19 protein-coding genes are annotated in these 18,938 nt (G+C 39.8%); 8 read left to right on the top strand and 11 right to left on the bottom strand.

Annotated features, from left to right (window positions below):
- Positions 1–4 precede the first annotated feature (4 nt).
- The 3 genes from C9J12_RS23965 to C9J12_RS23955 all read right to left on the bottom strand — a co-directional run bounded on the left by C9J12_RS23965 (position 5) and on the right by C9J12_RS23955 (position 3,299).
- Entirely contained in the window at positions 5–1,750 is a 1,746-nt protein-coding gene (locus C9J12_RS23965) for a 4Fe-4S dicluster domain-containing protein (protein ID WP_107245004.1), read from the bottom strand.
- Positions 1,751–2,020: 270 nt separating this feature from the next.
- Entirely contained in the window at positions 2,021–2,827 is an 807-nt protein-coding gene (locus C9J12_RS23960; RefSeq protein ID WP_107245003.1) for a DUF3306 domain-containing protein, read from the bottom strand.
- Positions 2,817–3,299, bottom strand: coding sequence for a DUF3305 domain-containing protein (locus C9J12_RS23955; protein ID WP_107245002.1), 483 nt, complete (start codon positions 3,297–3,299; stop codon positions 2,817–2,819). Before C9J12_RS23955 ends, C9J12_RS23960 begins: the two co-directional genes overlap by 11 nt.
- 401 nt (positions 3,300–3,700) lie before the next feature.
- On the opposite strand from C9J12_RS23955, the gene fdhD reads away from it, so the two are divergent.
- From fdhD to C9J12_RS23925, 6 genes are all read left to right on the top strand, one after another.
- Positions 3,701–4,594, top strand: coding sequence for a formate dehydrogenase accessory sulfurtransferase FdhD (fdhD, locus tag C9J12_RS23950; RefSeq protein WP_107245001.1), 894 nt, complete (start codon positions 3,701–3,703; stop codon positions 4,592–4,594).
- Positions 4,594–5,508, top strand: a complete 915-nt coding sequence (locus C9J12_RS23945; RefSeq protein ID WP_107245000.1) for a helix-turn-helix transcriptional regulator — start codon at positions 4,594–4,596, stop codon at positions 5,506–5,508. Before fdhD ends, C9J12_RS23945 begins: the two co-directional genes overlap by 1 nt.
- A gap of 538 nt (positions 5,509–6,046) precedes the next feature.
- A complete protein-coding gene (locus C9J12_RS23940) occupies positions 6,047–8,035 on the top strand; it encodes an SDR family oxidoreductase (RefSeq protein ID WP_107244999.1) in 1,989 nt (662 codons plus the stop codon).
- A 9-nt stretch (positions 8,036–8,044) separates the two neighbouring features.
- Positions 8,045–8,563 (top strand): DUF2505 domain-containing protein, encoded by a 519-nt coding sequence (locus C9J12_RS23935; RefSeq protein ID WP_107244998.1) that lies wholly within the window; start codon positions 8,045–8,047, stop codon positions 8,561–8,563.
- Between the two features lie 155 nt (positions 8,564–8,718).
- Positions 8,719–9,351: a TetR/AcrR family transcriptional regulator gene (locus tag C9J12_RS23930; RefSeq protein ID WP_011218582.1), complete on the top strand. Its 633-nt coding sequence runs from the start codon at positions 8,719–8,721 to the stop codon at positions 9,349–9,351.
- A 508-nt stretch (positions 9,352–9,859) separates the two neighbouring features.
- Positions 9,860–10,825, top strand: a complete 966-nt coding sequence (locus C9J12_RS23925; RefSeq protein WP_107244997.1) for a hypothetical protein — start codon at positions 9,860–9,862, stop codon at positions 10,823–10,825.
- Between the two features lie 303 nt (positions 10,826–11,128).
- Here C9J12_RS23925 and C9J12_RS23920 read toward each other — a convergent pair whose 3' ends face one another.
- On the bottom strand, positions 11,129–11,485 hold the full coding sequence (locus tag C9J12_RS23920) for an MmcQ/YjbR family DNA-binding protein (RefSeq protein ID WP_107244996.1): 357 nt from the start codon (positions 11,483–11,485) through the stop codon (positions 11,129–11,131).
- Between the two features lie 233 nt (positions 11,486–11,718).
- Here C9J12_RS23920 and pbpG point away from each other — a divergent pair, with 233 nt between their 5' ends.
- A complete protein-coding gene (gene pbpG / locus C9J12_RS23915; protein WP_107244995.1) occupies positions 11,719–12,615 on the top strand; it encodes a D-alanyl-D-alanine endopeptidase in 897 nt (298 codons plus the stop codon).
- A 126-nt stretch (positions 12,616–12,741) separates the two neighbouring features.
- Here pbpG and C9J12_RS23910 read toward each other — a convergent pair whose 3' ends face one another.
- The 7 genes from C9J12_RS23910 to C9J12_RS23880 all read right to left on the bottom strand — a co-directional run bounded on the left by C9J12_RS23910 (position 12,742) and on the right by C9J12_RS23880 (position 18,012).
- Complete coding sequence (locus C9J12_RS23910; protein ID WP_107244994.1) at positions 12,742–13,491, bottom strand: ribonuclease H family protein; 750 nt, start codon at positions 13,489–13,491, stop codon at positions 12,742–12,744.
- Positions 13,492–13,636: 145 nt separating this feature from the next.
- Positions 13,637–14,056, bottom strand: a complete 420-nt coding sequence (locus C9J12_RS23905) for a DUF1801 domain-containing protein (RefSeq protein ID WP_107244993.1) — start codon at positions 14,054–14,056, stop codon at positions 13,637–13,639.
- A 221-nt stretch (positions 14,057–14,277) separates the two neighbouring features.
- Positions 14,278–15,213: an alpha/beta hydrolase gene (locus C9J12_RS23900; protein ID WP_107244992.1), complete on the bottom strand. Its 936-nt coding sequence runs from the start codon at positions 15,211–15,213 to the stop codon at positions 14,278–14,280.
- 391 nt (positions 15,214–15,604) lie between these two features.
- Positions 15,605–15,964, bottom strand: a complete 360-nt coding sequence (locus C9J12_RS23895; RefSeq protein WP_006231818.1) for a phasin family protein — start codon at positions 15,962–15,964, stop codon at positions 15,605–15,607.
- A 103-nt stretch (positions 15,965–16,067) separates the two neighbouring features.
- Complete coding sequence (locus tag C9J12_RS23890; protein ID WP_107244991.1) at positions 16,068–16,793, bottom strand: phasin-related domain-containing protein; 726 nt, start codon at positions 16,791–16,793, stop codon at positions 16,068–16,070.
- A 243-nt stretch (positions 16,794–17,036) separates the two neighbouring features.
- Positions 17,037–17,315, bottom strand: coding sequence for a polyhydroxyalkanoic acid system family protein (locus C9J12_RS23885; protein ID WP_006231816.1), 279 nt, complete (start codon positions 17,313–17,315; stop codon positions 17,037–17,039).
- Positions 17,316–17,490: 175 nt separating this feature from the next.
- Positions 17,491–18,012: a lecithin retinol acyltransferase family protein gene (locus C9J12_RS23880; protein ID WP_107244990.1), complete on the bottom strand. Its 522-nt coding sequence runs from the start codon at positions 18,010–18,012 to the stop codon at positions 17,491–17,493.
- A gap of 279 nt (positions 18,013–18,291) precedes the next feature.
- Here C9J12_RS23880 and C9J12_RS23875 point away from each other — a divergent pair, with 279 nt between their 5' ends.
- The gene (locus C9J12_RS23875) at positions 18,292–18,837 is read left to right on the top strand and encodes a hypothetical protein (protein ID WP_227876442.1); all 546 of its coding nucleotides are present in this window, start codon (positions 18,292–18,294) and stop codon (positions 18,835–18,837) included.
- The last annotated feature ends 101 nt before the right edge of the window (positions 18,838–18,938 follow it).

The raw sequence follows: 18,938 nt of genomic DNA, 5'->3' as shown, positions 1-18,938 counted from the left end.
TGCCCTATACCCTTAGCTGACTTTCAGGATCGTCTTCCATGTTTGAAAAAATATCGCGCACACGGCAATCTTCACACATAGCTAAACGACGAATCGCATCCCCTTGAAATTGAGAGTGACTCTGCAATTTCTCCGTCAACATTTTAACCATGGATGCAGGAGCAAATGCTTTACCACAACTTGTACAACAAGCCGCTTCTTCTTCATGAACCACAACAGCGGCTTTACGTGTTTCAGCATTCCAAGTAAAACCAGGTTTTAACGTAAGAACCTTTTCCGGACATGCCTTTTCACATAAGCCACATTGAATACAATCTTCTTCAATAAGTTGTAATCCTGGACGACCACCCACAGCATGAAATGCACGTGTAGGACAAACCGCCACACAACTCATACACAATGTGCAATCATCCGTTTTACATTCAACAGAGCCATAAGGTGCATTGTCAGGCACAGCTGAATATTCAGGCTGCTCTGGGCTATTGGCGTATAGTCGTTCAAGTGCTGCAAACAATTTCTCACGCTTAGTGCCTGATAGTTGCTCTGCAAATGTTTGAGGTTGCGTAAGCGCAATAAGTGGTTTCTCAAATGCCGTAAATGAATCAGCAGTTGCTGGCTCACCTGTAGATAAGTCACCCGTCGATAAATCAAACAGTGTAATTCGATTTTCTTCGTAACCCAGTTCCGTTAAAAAGTTATTGGCAATCGAAAGTTCATCAGCCAAAACACGATCAATCGTTGCTGGAATATAAGCAGTATTAGTTGCAAGCAAAACTTGATGCGCACCATAAACCAATGCACTTAACCAGGTATCAACACCAACAGTTGCTAACTCTTCCAACGCAATAGGCACAACATTTGAAGGAAGTGTCATCAGTGTTTGAGTAATGGTTTCTTCATCACGGTTACCATAAAAAAGGATCGTTGGTTTTTCACCACCTTCTTCTTGATAACGAGCAAGTAAACGATGCACAAAATTTTGCGTTTTTTCAGGGTCAGGCAATGCATATGTAATCGCTTCAGTAGGACAAGCCGTTGCACATGTTCCCACCCCCTGACAAAGATAAGGGTTAATTTCGATTGCGTGACCAAGGCTTGATAAGGCACCAGCAGGACATGCATCAACACAACGATTACAACCATTCACACCACGAGATGAATGCGCACAAAGATCAGGGTCTAATCGAAAGTATTTAGGCTTATCAAACGTACCTAACATAGCAGGCAGTTCTTCAATCACATCTGCTAACTTACCTTTCCCTGCGCCAACAGGGTAATAACCCGGCGCAGGAATTTCAGTCGCTACAATCCCTTCTTCCGTCATGTCTAATACAAGATCAAAACAATCACGACCAATAGCCACTTTCGCAAGATTGGCTGTAGTTTTTGTAATACTGCTTTCTGTAATTGTTCCGTCTACACGACATGTCACTTCAAACGCGCCAAGGTAACCTTTAATGGCAACCTCTTTACTGAAATACAAATTTGCACATTTTTCAGCTTTCGTTGACGTTGACGATTCACCAATCGCCGTCTTTTCTGTCGCAAGCAGCGTTACAGAGTGAAGTGCTGAAAATTGGTTTGCCAGTGTTGTTATCGAATCTTGAGTACCGATGATCAATAAATCACCACGACTCTCATAAGAAACCGTAGGGGGAATTAAATTCGACAATTCTACTGTGCCTGTAATGGCATTCAGTCGAGCTTGCCCATTCGTATCAGAAAATGCTTCTAGTGTACTTTTTAACATTCTTATTCCTGTGTACTCGTCACCGTTAGTCAGTGTCGATTAAAGAACGGGATAAGTTCTTCTGCTTCTATAAGAGCAATAACCGAACCAACTTTTAACGGAATAAAATGACCTATAAGGAACTAAAGTCGGAAAGGGACAGTTTGCACAACCTCAACTGGGACATTTTGTCTCCGCACTTGAATGCAAATGCGTCAATTTGTCCCGATTAATTATAGGGTTATTATTCCCTTAATGTCTCAACTGCCTTTCTTTAAGACTTTTTCGTTATTAATTTTTGTTAGTTTCTACACCGACAAGTAACTCTTCTTCTTTATCAGTCTGAGATAAAGAGGTAGGGATAGACTCACCTTCGGCTAATTCTTCTGTTGTCTCTTGTTCTTCTGCTATCTCTACTTGTGGCAGCTCTTGTGATAATGTGTCATCAGTCGTAATAAGATTTTCAGCTTCATCTTCTAACGCAGTGCTAGCATCTGTAATAAGGTTTGCGTCAGTAAGATCACCACCAGCATTTTCTTTTCCATCATCTAATGCATCTGTTACTTTCTTAATGCTTTCAGATACATTATTCACCCAACCACGCAGTTGCTTTGCTACGTTAGGATCTAGCGTTGGAATATTCGAGAAATCCTCGGTGTGATCATCCATATCACTGATGTAGTTAAATTCATCTGAGTGAAACAGTTTCTGCAAGGCTGCCTTTTTAACTGCTTTATCAACACCTTGCTTTAAGAAAGAGGCAACACCACTATCAAACGTGACATCCGCTGCATCTTCTATCGTTAAAATCTTATCTTCAGTAGCATCAATCAATGATTCAGATGAGTCTGTTACATCAGCTTCAACCGTCTCTGCAGATTCACCGAGTTCAGGTTCTGCATATCTTGATTCAATATATTTTGATTCAAGAGCATCCGATGAATCATCAATACTGGCAACCTGTGGCGCTTCGCTATTCATAGCAGTGTCAGATGCAACAGTGTCTGGCACAGTAGCGTCACTGCTAGTTGGCTCTTCATGCTCTTCCTTGGCAGTCAATTTACGGCTAGACCAACGTTGGAAAAAATTAGTTGCCACTAGAACGTCCTTTCTTGTCTTTACAGCGCTTGCGCTTGAATTCTATTAACTCGCCATGTCGCCCGATGAATGCTTCCATCCACGCCTGTACAGGTAATGGGGTTTTAATGTGTAATACTTGGTAATCACCATCCATATAACTACTGGCAACACTTTGCGCAGCAGTAATTAATAACGGGGATAATTGTTCATTCTCTTCTTCACAAACAATGAATAAGTGCGGGTCTTGAGAACTAAGGTTAAAGCGATAGTCTGTGCGCTCATCACGATAAAGTGTTAGAAGTCGCTCATAACTGCCTTTAGATTCATCAATTTCATGCACCCTGTCTTGATCGTAAAGAACAACATCTTCAATCGTCCAAGATAGTGTCGCCCAACGGCCTACTTGCTTTTCTTCCGACACTAAGCGAAAGGCAATAGGCCAAATAGATTCATCTTTTTGTAGTAGCTTATGTTCATCGAGTTGTTGCACACATGCTCCTTAATTCTTGTTTGTTATGTTCAACAGTGATTCTCTTTCATCGTAACTAAAGCAATATTTAGACCAAGAAAAGCAATATTTAGACCAAGTTGAATAATTATGAGAAATAAGGGAAAGATTACCCCTAAGGAGGAGGTATCATCGAATAACAAATCCGTCTAAATAAACGATCTCGTTAACTTAAAAATAAAAAATCGTTAAGTTGGAATGAACCTTGCTTTATCTCTCGCTCTATCTATATTTCAAGTACTAAGCTCTATATAGCATAGTGTTAATGTGAGATATGGCGAGTTCAGTATTAAGAAAGCATGACGCATCTAAAATACTGAACCCTTAGAATAAAAACACATATAATCTGTTTACAGACATTGATGAACCAGCAGGATTTTCTGATGCCCCAATTGCCAAAAATTATAAAAACAAACTCTTCTGTCAGTCAGACAATGACCGTCGACGTGATGGATGAATACGGCGACATGATGACCAAAGAAATCGCCTGCGAGCACCCGCTTACCGTTTACTTGAATTGGATTGAAGTTGTTACCTTAATGACATTAGGTGAAAGACCGTCTGCGCTAGTGTTGGGTTATTTAAAAAACCAAGGGTTTATTGACGATATTGAAGCCATTGAATCTGTCATTATTGATTGGGATACCAATTCTGCCGCGGTCATTACTAAAGAAAACACTGACGGTTTAGAGAAGAAACTTGGTAAGAAAACCGTTACCTCAGGCTGTGGTCAAGGCACCATGTTCGGTAACGTAATGAAGAAACTAGAAGGTGTTACACTGCCTCAACCAACATTAACCCAGTCAACCTTATACGGTTTACTTGAATCCCTTACTCATCATAATGAAACCTATAAAGCCGCGGGTGCTGTTCATGGATGTGCAGTATGTAAAGACACCAGTATTTTATCTTTTGTTGAAGATGTCGGTCGTCATAACGCCGTAGACACCTTAGCTGGCGAGATGTGGTTAAAAGGCGAAACCGGTGAAGACAAGATTTTTTATACGACAGGTCGTTTAACGTCAGAAATGGTGATCAAAGTGGCGCAAATGGGGATTCCTATTCTACTTTCTCGTTCTGGGGCGACTCAGATGGGCTATGACTTAGCGAAAACATTGGGTATTACCATGATCGCCCGCGCGAAAGGAAATCGCTTTCAAGTATATAACGGCATGGATAATCTGATTTTAGATGTGAAAGGTGATGCGTCAGGCTTCAACTTAGATGATAAAGCCAAAGGTGCACATCGAGGTGATCGTTCTGGAGGTAAGGCGTAATGACCACCCGCTTTCCAGAGTTTATGAATGCTAAACAAGTCGCTGAATATTTAGATCTGAATGAAAAGAAAGTCTACTCCTTGGCAAACGATGCATTGTTACCCGCAACGAAAGTAACGGGTAAATGGCTGTTTCCTAAATCGATGCTCGATAAATGGCTATTAGAATCTTGCCATAACGGTGTGCTAAACGATCGCTTATTAATAGCGGGATCTGACGATCCTTTATTACAGATGGTGGTCGGGAAAATGGCAAACCAATTAGGCAGTACCGCCTTAGTCGGTTATACCTCGACAGGTACTCGACAAGGGTTAGCCATGTTAAGTAAAGGGCATGTAGATATATGCGCAATTCATTGGGGCCATGCAGAAGAAGCGGCTTTGCGTCACCCTGCTCTATTACAACAATATCCGGGTCATAAAAACTGGGTGCTAATACATGCTTTCGAACGCCAACAAGGGTTAGTTGTGAGTCATGACATTGCAGAAGCCGTTAACTCACGTTCGTTAAACCCACAAGAATTGCTCGCCTCACGTTGGCGTTGGGCGTTACGCCAAGAAGGTGCCGGTAGTATGCGTGCCTTAGAAGAATGGTTACATGGTCATGCCTTTAATATCAGTATGCTTACAAAGGCTGATACGTGTAACAGTGAACGTGAACTGGCTTCTTATATTGCACGTGGGCTTGCAGATGTGGGGTGTGCAAGCCAAAGCACAGCTGGTGAATTTGGTTTGGGCTTTATACCTTTATGTAGAGAAGCATTTGAATTAGTAATACCTAAAAACATTTACTTCCGCACCTTACAACAACAGCTACTGCAATCGTTATCTGACATGGAAATACAAGCCAAGGGTGATCAACTAGGCGGTTATAACTTTGCACGCAGCGGCAAGCAAGTATGGAGTGCTAACTAATACCAATCTAGACAAGTATCTGATCATTTACTTATCCAGAACGGTATTACACAACGGATTACGCTTGTAATAGTCAGGATCAGAGTAAGTATTTAATGCTTCGTTTTAAATACTTACTCTGACCACATAACAACAATGATTGCAATTCTTACAAGCAACCAGTTATCCCTCGCCGCAAAAAGCCATCATAAAATAAAACACCGTCATTCACCTCTTAGTAAATGAACGCTTTTACTATGTAGAGCAATCTCTTCTTTGTAAAAAAACACGATATAACATTGTCGCCCCATCATGATTACCAATACAAAAACTAATGCACTAAATGAGCTGATTTTACATCGCTTCACACCCCCAAATGTGAGCAGTTACTCTAAATCTAAAGATTCCATGAAGGAATATTGATCTACTCGATATTTTTGGTTGCTCCTCTTTGAGAATTTACGCCACAAGTAGCATAATGAAAATCCTCATCCGACCAGTTTGGCTGCTGTTATGGATGACTTTACTTATAAAACAAAAAAACGCGTAAGGAGTGGTTATGAATTATTTCATTACCGGCGCAACAGGATTCATCGGATCCCATTTATTGCAACGTATGGCAAAACGTCCTGGAGTATTCTACGTATTGGCGCGTAGCGAATCTTCTGAAAAGAAACTTCAAGATTTAATTGAAAAGCATGCTTTTCCTCAAGATAAGTTTCATACCGTAAGAGGCTCAATTACAGAATCAAATCTGGGGCTTTCTACAGAAAACATCAAACATCTAACAGGTAAGATAACGCACTTTTTCCATCTTGCAGCAGTCTACGATTTAGAAGCAGATAAAAATGATTTAATGCGTGCCAATGTTGAAGGCACAGAAAATGCCCTTCGGCTAGCAGAACGAATTCAAGCAGGCTGTTTCCATCATGTAAGTTCAATTGCCGTAGCAGGTCTATTCCGTGGCTGGTTTAGAGAAGACATGCTAGAGCAAGCAACAGATTTGGAACACCCTTACTTCAAAACCAAACATGAAGCTGAAAAGCTGGTTCAAGAAACAGCAACCATCCCTTGGAGAGCATACCGACCGGGTATCGTTATCGGTGATTCAAAAACCGGTGAAGCTGAACGTGTCGATGGTCCTTATTACTTCTTTAAGATTTTGCAAAAGCTACGTCGTTCATTACCAGAATGGATGCCGATGCTGGGCCTTGAAGGTGGGCGTTTAAATTTAGTGCCTGTCGATTATGTTGTTGATAGCATCGATCACATTGCCCACAAAGATGAATTAGACGGACAAGCTTTCCATATTGTCGATCCCGACCCTTACCGCGCAGGTGAGGTTATCAATATTTTTGCTGAAGCCGGTCACGCGCCACGTATGGCAATGCGTTTAGATATGCGACTATTCCGCATGATACCAACGCATTTATGGAAAGAGTTAAGCCAATTGCCAGTACTTCGCCGTTTCATGGATGCGTTAAGCCAAGAAATGCAGGTACCGAAAGAAGCATTATGTTTGTTTAATTATCCTACCCAATTCGATTGCCACAACACATTAAAAGCGTTAGAAGACAGCACAATCAATTGCCCTCGCTTAACAGATTATGCGCCAAAGATTTGGGATTACTGGGAGCGTAACCTTGATCCATCACTTCATGTCGATCGCACCTTAAAAGGCTGTGTAGAAAATAAAGTGGTTGTACTAACAGGTGCCTCTTCAGGTATTGGTTACACCACTGCATTGAAACTGGCAGACACCAACGCCACGTTAGTCTTGATTGCCCGTGATTTAGAACGCCTACAGCAAACTCGAAATGATGTTGAAAGCCGAGGTGGACGCGCATTCATCTACCAAGCCGATCTCAGTAAAGAAGAAGAAAGTAACAAGGTGATGGATGAAATTAAACGCCATCACGGCAACATCGATATTTTGATCAACAACGCGGGTCGTTCAATTCGTCGCTCTGTTATGCACTCGACAGACCGCTTGCACGATTATGAACGCACCATGCAAATTAACTACTTTGGCGCGCTACGTTTAATTCTAGGTAGCCTGCCTGGCATGGTGGAGCAGCAATCAGGGCATATCATCAACTTGTCTTCCGTTGCTGTATTAACGAACCAACCTCGCTTTTCTGCCTATGCAGCCTCTAAATCGGCGTTAGATTCATTTACACGTACAGCAAGTGCTGAATTATGTGGGCAAGGCGTTAACTTCACGACCATTAATATGCCGTTAGTAGAAACTCCGATGATTGCCGATCATTACCGTAAAGCAAAAGGTGGCATTCCACTGCTATCGTCAGATGAAGCCGCCGATTTAATCATCAAAGCAATTATTGAAAAGCCGAAACGTATCGCAAACCGTATCGGTCTTTTTGCCGCGTTAGTTCACGGCGTTTACCCTAAATTAGGTGAACTGGTAATGAATACCGGTTTTAACATGGCCCCCGAAACAGATGGGAAAAAACACGACAGCGATCCTAAACAAAATAGTGCTGACGTAATGGCGTTATCCAATCTCATCCGTGAAATACATATGTAAGGACACATTATGCAAGTCTCAGCGATTCATGATTACCAAGAAGATCTCGATACTATTTTACGTTTCTTCAGCGAAGAAGAACTGATTATCGAAAAGTATCAAAAACTCGGTGCGCGTAATGTACGTATCGTCAAAATTGAAGAAACAGAAGATGGCTTCCTTGTGGAGACACAACGAGAAGTACCGGCGAATGTGCCAGGAATGCTAAAAAGCCTGCTAGGTAATTACAACACAATAAAGCAATCTGAAACTTGGCACTGGTTAGAAGGTGATCAACTAAAGTGTGAGATGCAAGTTGAGCTTATCGGTGTGCCTGCGGCGATTACCGGTCAAATGCTATTTAGTGAGCCAGCAGCAAAGCTAAAAAGTGGGCCTACAACGCGTAATAATGTGGAGATGACCATTAGTTCATCTGTGCCATTCATTGGTAGCACATTGGTCTCGTTCATTTGTGACGATATAAAGCAGCAAATGCAAACTGAGTATGAATTTTTGCTTGAGGCGCTACCTGTATTACTAACTGAGTAGCACGCAAACTTATACCAATCTAGATAATATTTAGGTTGGTTTAGGCAACTAAACAAACAACGTTGTGTTTATAAACCCTTTCGTTGTTACCAGCAGTAACCTTGGTAACAACGAAACGCTAGCCAACAACCAAAAACGTCAGACAAGGAAGAAAAATGAAGACTCGAGATCGGATTCTATCAGTCAGTCTTGACCTTTTTAATCGTAATGGTATCTCGCAAGTGAGTACCTTGATCATTGCTACTGAAATGGGGATTAGCCCTGGTAACTTGTATTACCATTTTCGCGGTAAAGACGAAATCATTGCGACCTTGATCAGTGAATTGCAAAATTCAGTATCAACCATAAGTAATGAATACCCCAAGCAAGTTCAAGATTTTGATGATTACTGGCCGTTCATGCATACCGTGATGGCACTCTTTACCCATTATCGTTTCATGTTCAGAAATTTAGATAACTTGAACGGTCAAAACCCACAGATAAAACGTAAAATTCGATCGTTAATTTTAAAATTACGGCAACTCAGTAGCGATATGCTTGCGCATTTAGTGAGCTTAGGAAAGCTGCAATGCGATAATAACAGCCTACCGCTATTATCAGATAACTTACTTTTAGTCAGTTTGAATTGGTTAAACTACCAAACGCTATTAGATGATAAATACAGTGAAACGGAACTCATTCGTGCCGGCGTTTTACGTTTAATTTCAATGGTAGAACCATACTTAACTGAATCTGCAAGATCACCGTTCTATACGCATCAAGATTTATTAGACGAACTGGTTAACTAATCTATTCAGCGCCGTAACGATATAGGCCATGTTACGGCGTAACCGATTTTTATTTATCCGGCTTTATATCACCACCATTACTTCGTTAATATTTTGACTTGATAACCGCCTTGTTTTTGACGATACAACCTTGATATAAATAAATTTAACAAAACAATAAGACACTCGTTTCACATAAAATCATTCGAGATATGATCGAGTTATCATAAACAATGATAAATGTATAATTTATATGGTTAATATTAATAAATATAATGACTTTGTAGAAGAATAATTATTAAATATCTACCCTAAGTATATAAAGATATTCAAAGTAGTCATCTGGTACAGTTCTTACACGTAATGGATAACCGTGTACGAACCTTTTCAACTAGAGATAATCGATATTCATATGACAAATCGGAATATAAAAGACGCTAAATTCACTACTTATCGAAAATTACAGACTAAACATTACTAACTTAAAGAAAATTAATACTATTCTCATATTTCTAAGGTTCGTTATATCATGTTAAAAAAAGCCATTATTCTTATATCTGTGGGTGTTTCGTTTTGTACTCAAGCGACCCCATTGCTAACAAAAGCCGAGCAAGAGCAAGTCAGCTCTGTAAGAGAACAGTTTAATGATACTGCTGAATTACAAAAATTAACGAAAGTTAATAGCAGTATATTCACGTTAACCAACCAGACGAGTCAGTTAAAAGCCTCGATTGTTAACGAAAGAAAAGCCTACCAAGAGTACCAACAAAAACTAAGCAAAGAGATGCTCTCTGGCACAGAAGAAAATACAAATTACTACTTTGAGTCAATGAAAAAGACATCAAATAAGATTAAAACAAGCAATGATACAATTCACAAAAACACAACACTTGTAGCTCAATATAATACAGAGCTTGAGAAGCTAAACCACTCCATTCGCCAATCTAAAAACGTGTATAGCGATAAACTTACCGCCATCAAAAATAGTGTTGTTACTCGTATAAAAACAGAATTTTCAAAGCCCCTTCCTATTAAAATTGATGGCAAGCTTCAATGTTCCCCTTATGAATCTATTCGCGCCTGTTTTGAAAGCAAACAAACGACAAGTAAGCTTGTGAATGACGCTATTGAATCACGCTTTGGTCAGATTGATATTACAAGCAGTACCAATCAATTTACGGTCAATTCAGCCCGTATGGACTTTGAAGGGAATGTTGATTACAACGTCAGCTTTAACTTGTTTGTTCAATATAATGAACAAATCAATGCTCAAATCATGAAAGAAGTCGGCATTAACTCATTTGATATCATGCTTGTAAGCAATAAAGATGCAGTGTTCTACATTGATGGATTACCAGTAGGAAACGGCAACAATGTCTCGGTAAAAGTATCGAAAGGTAAATACTCGATACTGGCTAAATTTGATGATAAGCAAGAATCATCAATTCAAAACATCACTAGCCCAGTTAGCTTAACGTATAACTTTTCAAGCTAAACCTATACCCCCTCTTTAAAGACTGACGTCACTAGCATCACCAGCCAGCTCAATGAGCTGGCTTTTTTAAACCTTAATCAAAAACGTCGGCTAATTGAGCGATAGTAGGTTCTATATCAGTTAGTGCAATATTCCCGAACCCCATCACTACACTGTGCCATTCTCTATTTTCTGTACCATCGGCATCATTATTACCTCCGTCGCTTTCATAGAAGGCTAGCGGACGTAGAATGATACCTATCGATTGGGTTCACCGTTATATGTAACCCTGCTGCTTGGCTGATTCGACAAACAGAAACACGCTTATAACGCAGACAATGCTTCTTTATTAACACGTGTTAATTTACTCACGACCAGATTATAAGATTTGTCGGCTAAGTCTTGCAGCATACTTTCTGATAACTCACCCGTTAAAGCAATTGTTATCCAATGCTGCTTACTCATATGATACCCAGGAATGATAGAGTCAAACTCATGAACTAAAAAATCACCATCAGCAGGAAGGCACTTTAGCGTGATACTGGGTATGCCATTATGGATAGCAGTGAGTGCAAACATTTTCCCCATCACTTTAAATACGTATGCTTCAGGACCGAAAGGATAGCAACCTTGAGCCCCTTTCAAGCTAAGTAGGTATTTTTCCAATTGTTCCGTTTTCATATGGCCTCCTCACCAACACTCGTCAGGCATACTTTCTCATTATAATCCACACACTGCATATTGATTCATCTAATTGCATTGCGTTTCATTAAAACCTGCGCCTGACTGCTTAATTATCCAGCACATTTGCACTTTTTTACATAAACTTGACTTGCACGTATTGGGCATTAAAGGGAACAATGCACTCTTTCCTTTTTTATCCATTTCGACTATTTCATCCTCAAGGAGCAATTGTGGGCAGAGCATTATTATTCATTTTTTCCCTGGTAAGCGTAAGTATCGCCACTTCCGCACATGCCACGACTGCCAAATTAGATCCCAATAACATTCAAACAGCGTCAGTCAGTACTTATGTGACCGATTTAAAATCTGGCAAAACCTTATATAAAAAGAACCAGAACGTGGTAATGCCATTGGCCTCTATTACTAAGCTTATGACAGCAATGGTTACGCTAGATGCAAAACTACCTTTAGATGAGAAAATAACCTTCAAGCCTATTGATAAAAAACGGATGTATAACGGTTACACACGTATTCGTATGGAATCACGATTAAGCCGTGGCGAAACTATACACATTGCACTTATGTCATCTGAAAACTTGGCTGCGGCAGCACTGGCAGGGAACTACCCTAGTGGCTACGACGCATTTATTAAAGCCATGAATGCGAAAGCCAAAGCTTTAGGTATGACCAACACAACGTTTGTGGATAGTTCAGGTCTCGATTCTAAAAACGTATCGACAGCTTCAGACATAAATAAGATGGCAAAAGCCGCGTATAAATACGCGAAGATCCGTGAATACAGTACAACGCCCGTTCACACCGTTTACTTTTCTAAGCCAAAGTATAAATTGGGTTACACCAATACGAATGTTTTGGCTCGTGGTAAAAAATGGGATGTAGAAATGACCAAAACAGGTTATTTAGACATTGCTGGTCATTGTTTAACAATGATCACAAAAATTGATGGTAAAGAAATTTTAATGGTAATGCTTGATGCGCAAGGCAAGCTCACCCCTATTGGCGATGCAGGTCGCATTAAAAAATGGCTACAAACCGGTAATAGCGGCAAAATTTCTGATTCAGCAAAAAACTACCAACAAGTAAAACTGGCTGATTTGAAAGGCTAATTCTTTTTTTATCAAAGTTACAAAAACGTATAATCGTTACAAAAACGGGTCGTTAAATCGGTTTATAATCCGACTTAACGACCCGTTTGCTATTCAAAGCGCTTTTTATTCAGGCATACAAACGTACTAACCACGTTTGTAATTCAAGACTTTTTCTATATCTAATGCCTCTGAGTACTGGCAAAAATCATGTTGCTCTTGATCGGCGCCATATACCGACATGCGATCGGCAAGTTCATTGCCCTCAACACCAATGTGCGCTTTTACGTGTGATACCACTACGCGATTTTTGATTGCGTCGTAAAGTGCATGAGCTTGCTGAATCAATTCAAGGTTTTTGATATCCCCTGCGACTTTTCGCTTCCAGCCTTTTGTTTTCCAGCTATATGCCCACAACGTTAAACAATTAATCGCATACTGAGAATCCGCTAATACTTGAACGCGAAGACCTTTCTCAATTTCCTGCTTGGCAATAAGCAACGATTGATGCAGTGCATTTAGCTCTGCCGTGTTATTAGTGCCCATTGGGTTATATAAACCATACCAAAGCTCAGCTAACGCACCATCACGATACACTGCAACACCAGAGCCTGATTTACCCGGGTTAGGATCGCACGCGCCATCACAATAGATATTAACTTCAAAATTAGCCGTTTTAGGCGCAAGAGATTCAGACGGCTTAGGCGCAGTCTTTTTAACTGATGATCTTGGGGTACTTACACGCCCAGATGCAAATGCGGCTTCAGCTTCTTGCTCTGTAGGAAATGACTTATAACGTGCTTGCGGAAATTTATCGACGAGCTTTTTCGTATATGGCCAACTTGTGAAAACACCGGTTTCTCGACCAGCCCAAACAACGTAAAATTTCTTCGCCATACTTTTTCCCATATTGTCTTATTGCCACACTTCTTAGGCGACAATTTATATAGCGGTATAGTTACTTAATTCGACGTAATTCACAACGTTAACAAATGCTATTTGGCATCTTCCGGTATCAACTGCTTAGGATTGATTCAAAATGCTACACGCCTAGCAGCGGTAAGTGTTTAATTTGATGATAACGTAACGACAATGAAATGCAGTGTGCTAATTCACGGGTTGCAATGTCATCGTCAACGGTAAAAACAATGCCTTTATCATCATCAAAACGGAAAGTATCGTCATATAATTCTTTAAATGTATCGACCAATTTAGTTTTACATTGAAAATACATTGCATATTGATTGGGCGTCTGTGATTTCCAATCAATACGAATCGGGCTACCACCATCAACAACAAAGCTGGGTTCGTTAGCATTGATTGTTTCTTGAACTTGCGCTGGCAAATCAATTTTCTTTGATACATCAATCACTAATTGACGCAGTGATAATAACTTGTCTCGAATCCCCTCAGGGTAGGATTGGTATTTTTCATCAACCATTAACACGTTTGCATTATTCATTTGGTTACCTTTCTTAATTCTTTCGTGCCCTTTGGGCTAGCTATAGCATTAATCTACATCTAAATGACGCTAAAACTGCACAGACCAGAATACTTATCTTATCGTTATTTCGTGACAGTATGGTGTTGATCACATCTTTATCAGGGCAAGATCACGGATCTGTTAAGGAGGGATTTTAGGAAGGTAGCCTTCGGTTAAAAAGGCTATCAGAAAGAAAGGTGTTAGCTGGCTTTTTTCGTTACTGGCTTAGCTTCTTTATATTTATCTATAATATATTCAGACATAAGCTTAATGGCTTCACGTGCTTCGGTTAGCTGATAAAATAATGGATATACATGAGGTACCCCTTTAACGATGTTGATCGTTACATCTCCCCCTGCTTCACTCATTTTATTGGCGGTACGTTTAGCATCATCCATTAGGACCTCTTCCGTACCAGCGGTGATAAAAGTAGGTGGCAATCCATGTAAATCGGCATAAAAAGGAGAGACATCAGGCTCACAAGGGTTTTGCAATCCGATGTAGTTATTTCTCATCAACAATAAGCTGCTTAAATCGAAAAAAGGATCATCTTTACTTTTTGTAAACGCAGACTCTCCCGTTACAGCCATATCTGTAACCGGTGACATAAGCACGAGAGCTGCAGGCATTGGCTGCTTTGCTTCACGCAAGCGAATAGCCGTTGTTAATGCAAGATTTCCACCAGCAGAATCGCCAGCAATTACAATTTGATGCGGTAAATACCCTTGACGTAATAACTCATTATAAACAGCGTAACATTCATCAGCCGCTATCGGGTATGGGGATTCTGGTGCCAAGCTGTAATTAACCATTAAACCACGTGATTTGGTTGCATTGGATAATCTGGCCAAGAAAGCATTATGGGTATTGGGGCTATGGAAACAAAAACCGCCACCATGAAAATACAAAATGATTTTATTACCACTGCTTTTAGGCATATCGACCCAATCACAGCTGATGCTAGCAAATTTGGTAGGGGTAACTTCCATTCCTTTAGGCATGCTAATGAGTGCGCCGTAGCTATCAATATTCCTAATAAGTTCACGCATTTCTAATGTGGAGTGACAACTCGCAAGGCGCTGGCGCATGACGCGTGATAAAACTTTGTTGAATGCTCTGGTACGCCAACTGTACATAACTCCCCCCTTAAATTTTACATTCTTTATTAGTACTTTAGGCTATGAATCTTATAAATAAAAGTTCATCAATAACCTATCGGCTTAATGCATGGCAGTAAACGTTAAGTGACATACGTCGTAATAATATAGATTATTACTGTCCTTTTGCCCTGTCCTAATACATAGAATTGTCACAACCAGCTCGCCATTGTTGGCATGACAACAATATTTAAAACAAAAACTCACAAACAAAAAGAGGTGCGCGTGCATGGCACACGCGCAACCTTAAAAAGCATATAACTAACGTTGTTAGAAAAATCTCTTATAACTCAGTCTATATATGCTATCAGGGTTACATTATTGTCTGGCTTGGCTGGCTTATAAACCCGTAACCCTGTGTAAATTATAGTTATTCTACTTCTGCTAGCTTTTCAACTGCTGATGTTAGTTTGTCGATTTTGTCGTCCATACGATCTAGCTTTTCACGATCAACACCACTTAAGCGATAGAATAAATCATTCATACCTGCTTCAACTTCGTCAGTCGCTTTTTCTGCATTTTTACCAATGCACTCTTTCGCTTGAACTTCAACTTCTTTGCCGCGTTCAACAAGTTCATCAAATGCAGTATTCGTTTTATCGTTAATTTGTTGAGCTTCTTCAAGTGTGCGGCTATATAGACCTAAACCTGCAAGCCAAATATTGCGAGCAACACCTTCGCCACTTTCTACGACATTTTTTGCCGCTTTTGCTACTGTTTTATCAATCATAATAATCTCCTGCGTATAAACGCTGATCTGTATAAGATAATCTCGCTAAGTCTTCTTTTAAGCTCACCATTTTATGCATAAGCTCATCGGTATATAGCGCGTATTAATTCACTTCCACTGGCTTTGTAACAACAGATTGATTGCCAGCAGTAGTTCCTGCTTCTGGTTTTTCATTCATTGACTCAGTTTTTGCCAGTTCAGTTTTTACTACGGCAGACTTAGCGTCAGTTTTTGGTTTATCCGCAATAGAATCAGCAACAACAGCTTTAGCTACTACGGTTTCCTGCTTTACTTCAGAATTTGCCACTACTGCTTTTCCTGAAAGTGTTTCTTTTTTTTCTTCAGCAATCGCTACTGCTTTACGACGCGCAACGCCTGGTTTTTTTCCACGTGTTGCGGGTGCTTTAGCTGCTTTATTTGCTGGCTCTTTCGCTACAGTTTTTTTTACTGCAGGTTTGCCTTCTTGTTGACGAACTAATAGCGCTTCAATATTGGCTGTTAGTTGATCAATTTTGTCATCAACACGATCTAAACGTTCATTATCAATACCGATGAAACCTTGCACCATTTGATGCATACGTTCTTCAATAGCGACTGATGTTTGGCTACGTGCTGTATGTACACGTTCTTTTGTATTCGATTCAACTGAACGACCACGCTCAATTAACTCATCAAAAAGGCTTTTTCCTTTACCTGACAGTTGATTAACTTCATCGGCACTTTTCGCATAAGCACCTAATCCTGCTAACCAAATGTTGTAGACCATGGCATCACGTACAAGCTTTTTCTCTTTGCTTGATTCATCTGCAGTCTGTTTAAAGATGCTCATTGTTGCGTCCTCCGGGATTACTGTTAATTCGACTGTCAGTCAGTGGGTATTGCCTGACTGCTTGTAACTAGAATAGGAATTTCAATTAGAATGTTCTTACTAAAACAGCAATTTATCGTGGGCGAGATCAAATATTTGAAGAATAAAGAAAAATAATAAGCTAAAGAGGTAACCGAGTTATTTTAATTAAATAATAACTCGGTAAGTAAAAGGGAAGGTAGCTTGGGTATACACAAAAAGAGATTATTGCGTAATCAGTAGCTGATCAAGACGTTTAGAAATACTGTTTTCAATACTTGAAGCAAAAAGGCTAGCAGCAAAGCCTAATTTCAATTGAATGGTAATTTTTCCATGCTGAGAATGAAGAAAACCACGGGCTGACATATGATCAATAATCAAACGGTCATCTTGCCAAGACCATTCTATTCCGTACTTATTAGCAAGCTCATCAGCGATTTGTTCTGACATGACAGCAACGTCATCAATATGTAGGTCATGTTCTCGTTCGATTAAAATAGTCACTTTCTTTCCATTTTTTAGTGCAAATACTCTGTTACGTCTTTTTAACATAACGTGATATCAAGTCAATGTCTGTGCTACAGATCGAATAGTCCAAATTTGACTTACTACAGTGAAAAAGAATAGACCAAAATATTACTAAACCACAAAAAAACACACTAACAGCGAAAAAGTCATACTAACGGCGAAAAACTAGTCGCAATACCTTAGAAAGCACAATCGCCCCCCCTACGGTCAGACGAGCCCCCGCAATCGCCCGTCGATAAGGTCGCTTTTCTGCGGGCGCGATTATACCGCCAACGAGCAAGCCAACCCCCGCTAATTTAATTAGCCTATTTTCAGTTCCCGTAATAAGAAGCCCAGCAAATAATAGTACAAATAATCGTTGAAATTGAGTGCACTCAACAGGCAAGCCATGCGATTGACGAACAAATTGTTCGCAATTACGATTGAATAAATTATAGGGAGTACCTAAATATTGTTGAGCATAGAAATATGCTTTCTCTGGTTCATCACTGGTAATTGAACTAACCAAAATGGCTCTACCTTCTGAAAACTCATATAACGTATCAAACTGTACTTGCCTACGTTTTTTTGAATTGTGTATTACCCCACCTCTCCCATCAGCCATGCCATAGTGCCAATATGATAAGCAACGAACTTTAAGAATGGTTCCTACCGGATAACGAGTTATCTCCATACCATTTCCTATTAATAGTACTATCAATTATATGTATAGATAATAGCTGGTTTTTTCAAAGTGATAATCGAATCGTACTTCTTACGTATCAGTTATGTCCCCCATCATTAACAATAAATATTGTCTCATTGCCAAGATTTTAATCATTGACATCTTCATTAATAAACAACGCAAATAATTCATGCTATATTTTTATCAATGACATATTTATGCTTGTTGATAATAATTAAATATCATTAACAAGGTGTATCACATTGATTAGTCGTAGATGGTATTAATATGCAGTGGCTTCTAATATTGTTTTTTACTCTTATTATCTCTGGTTGCCAAGGGCTACAAAGTGTCGATACAGCGAATAGTAACCACTCAGAAAGTGAAGATTTAATTGTTATAAACACAAGTGAACTTGGCCGAAAGTGCCCTATATCTCATCAGCAACAAGAAGGTTTTTTTATTGCTACTGGTAAGAGAAACAGCCAGCCTACATATGAACATATAGACCTTAAGCATTTAAATAGTCAGACATTTAATAGTACAACAATTCCCCCTCATTCCGCACCCGATTTGTGGAACGTAATGGGAGAGTCTTTTTCACTGCCTGTACCTAATAACAAACGTATTCGATATTACCGAAATTGGTTTGTCGATAACCCCTTACACATTAAAACGGTGTCTAAACGTGCTGAACCTTTTCTATACCTGATGTATGAAGAAGTACAGAAACGTGGTTTACCGACAGAAATAGTGCTGCTTCCTTTTATTGAAAGCTCTTTTGATCAGTTTGCCCATTCAAACAAGGGTAAGCGTCTGGGCAACGACACCTAGCTATGCTTAATATTCCATGGCAGCAACGCGTCAATATTATTCGGTTTTTCAGCAATCTGCTGCAAGCAGGTTGCGATATAATCATGAACAAGAAGATTATT

Origin of the sequence: Photobacterium frigidiphilum (genome assembly GCF_003025615.1) — a bacterium.
GTDB lineage: Bacteria > Pseudomonadota > Gammaproteobacteria > Enterobacterales > Vibrionaceae > Photobacterium > Photobacterium frigidiphilum.
The sequence above is the reverse complement of the archived record's forward strand: the minus strand, read 5'-3'. Positions and strand labels throughout refer to the sequence as shown.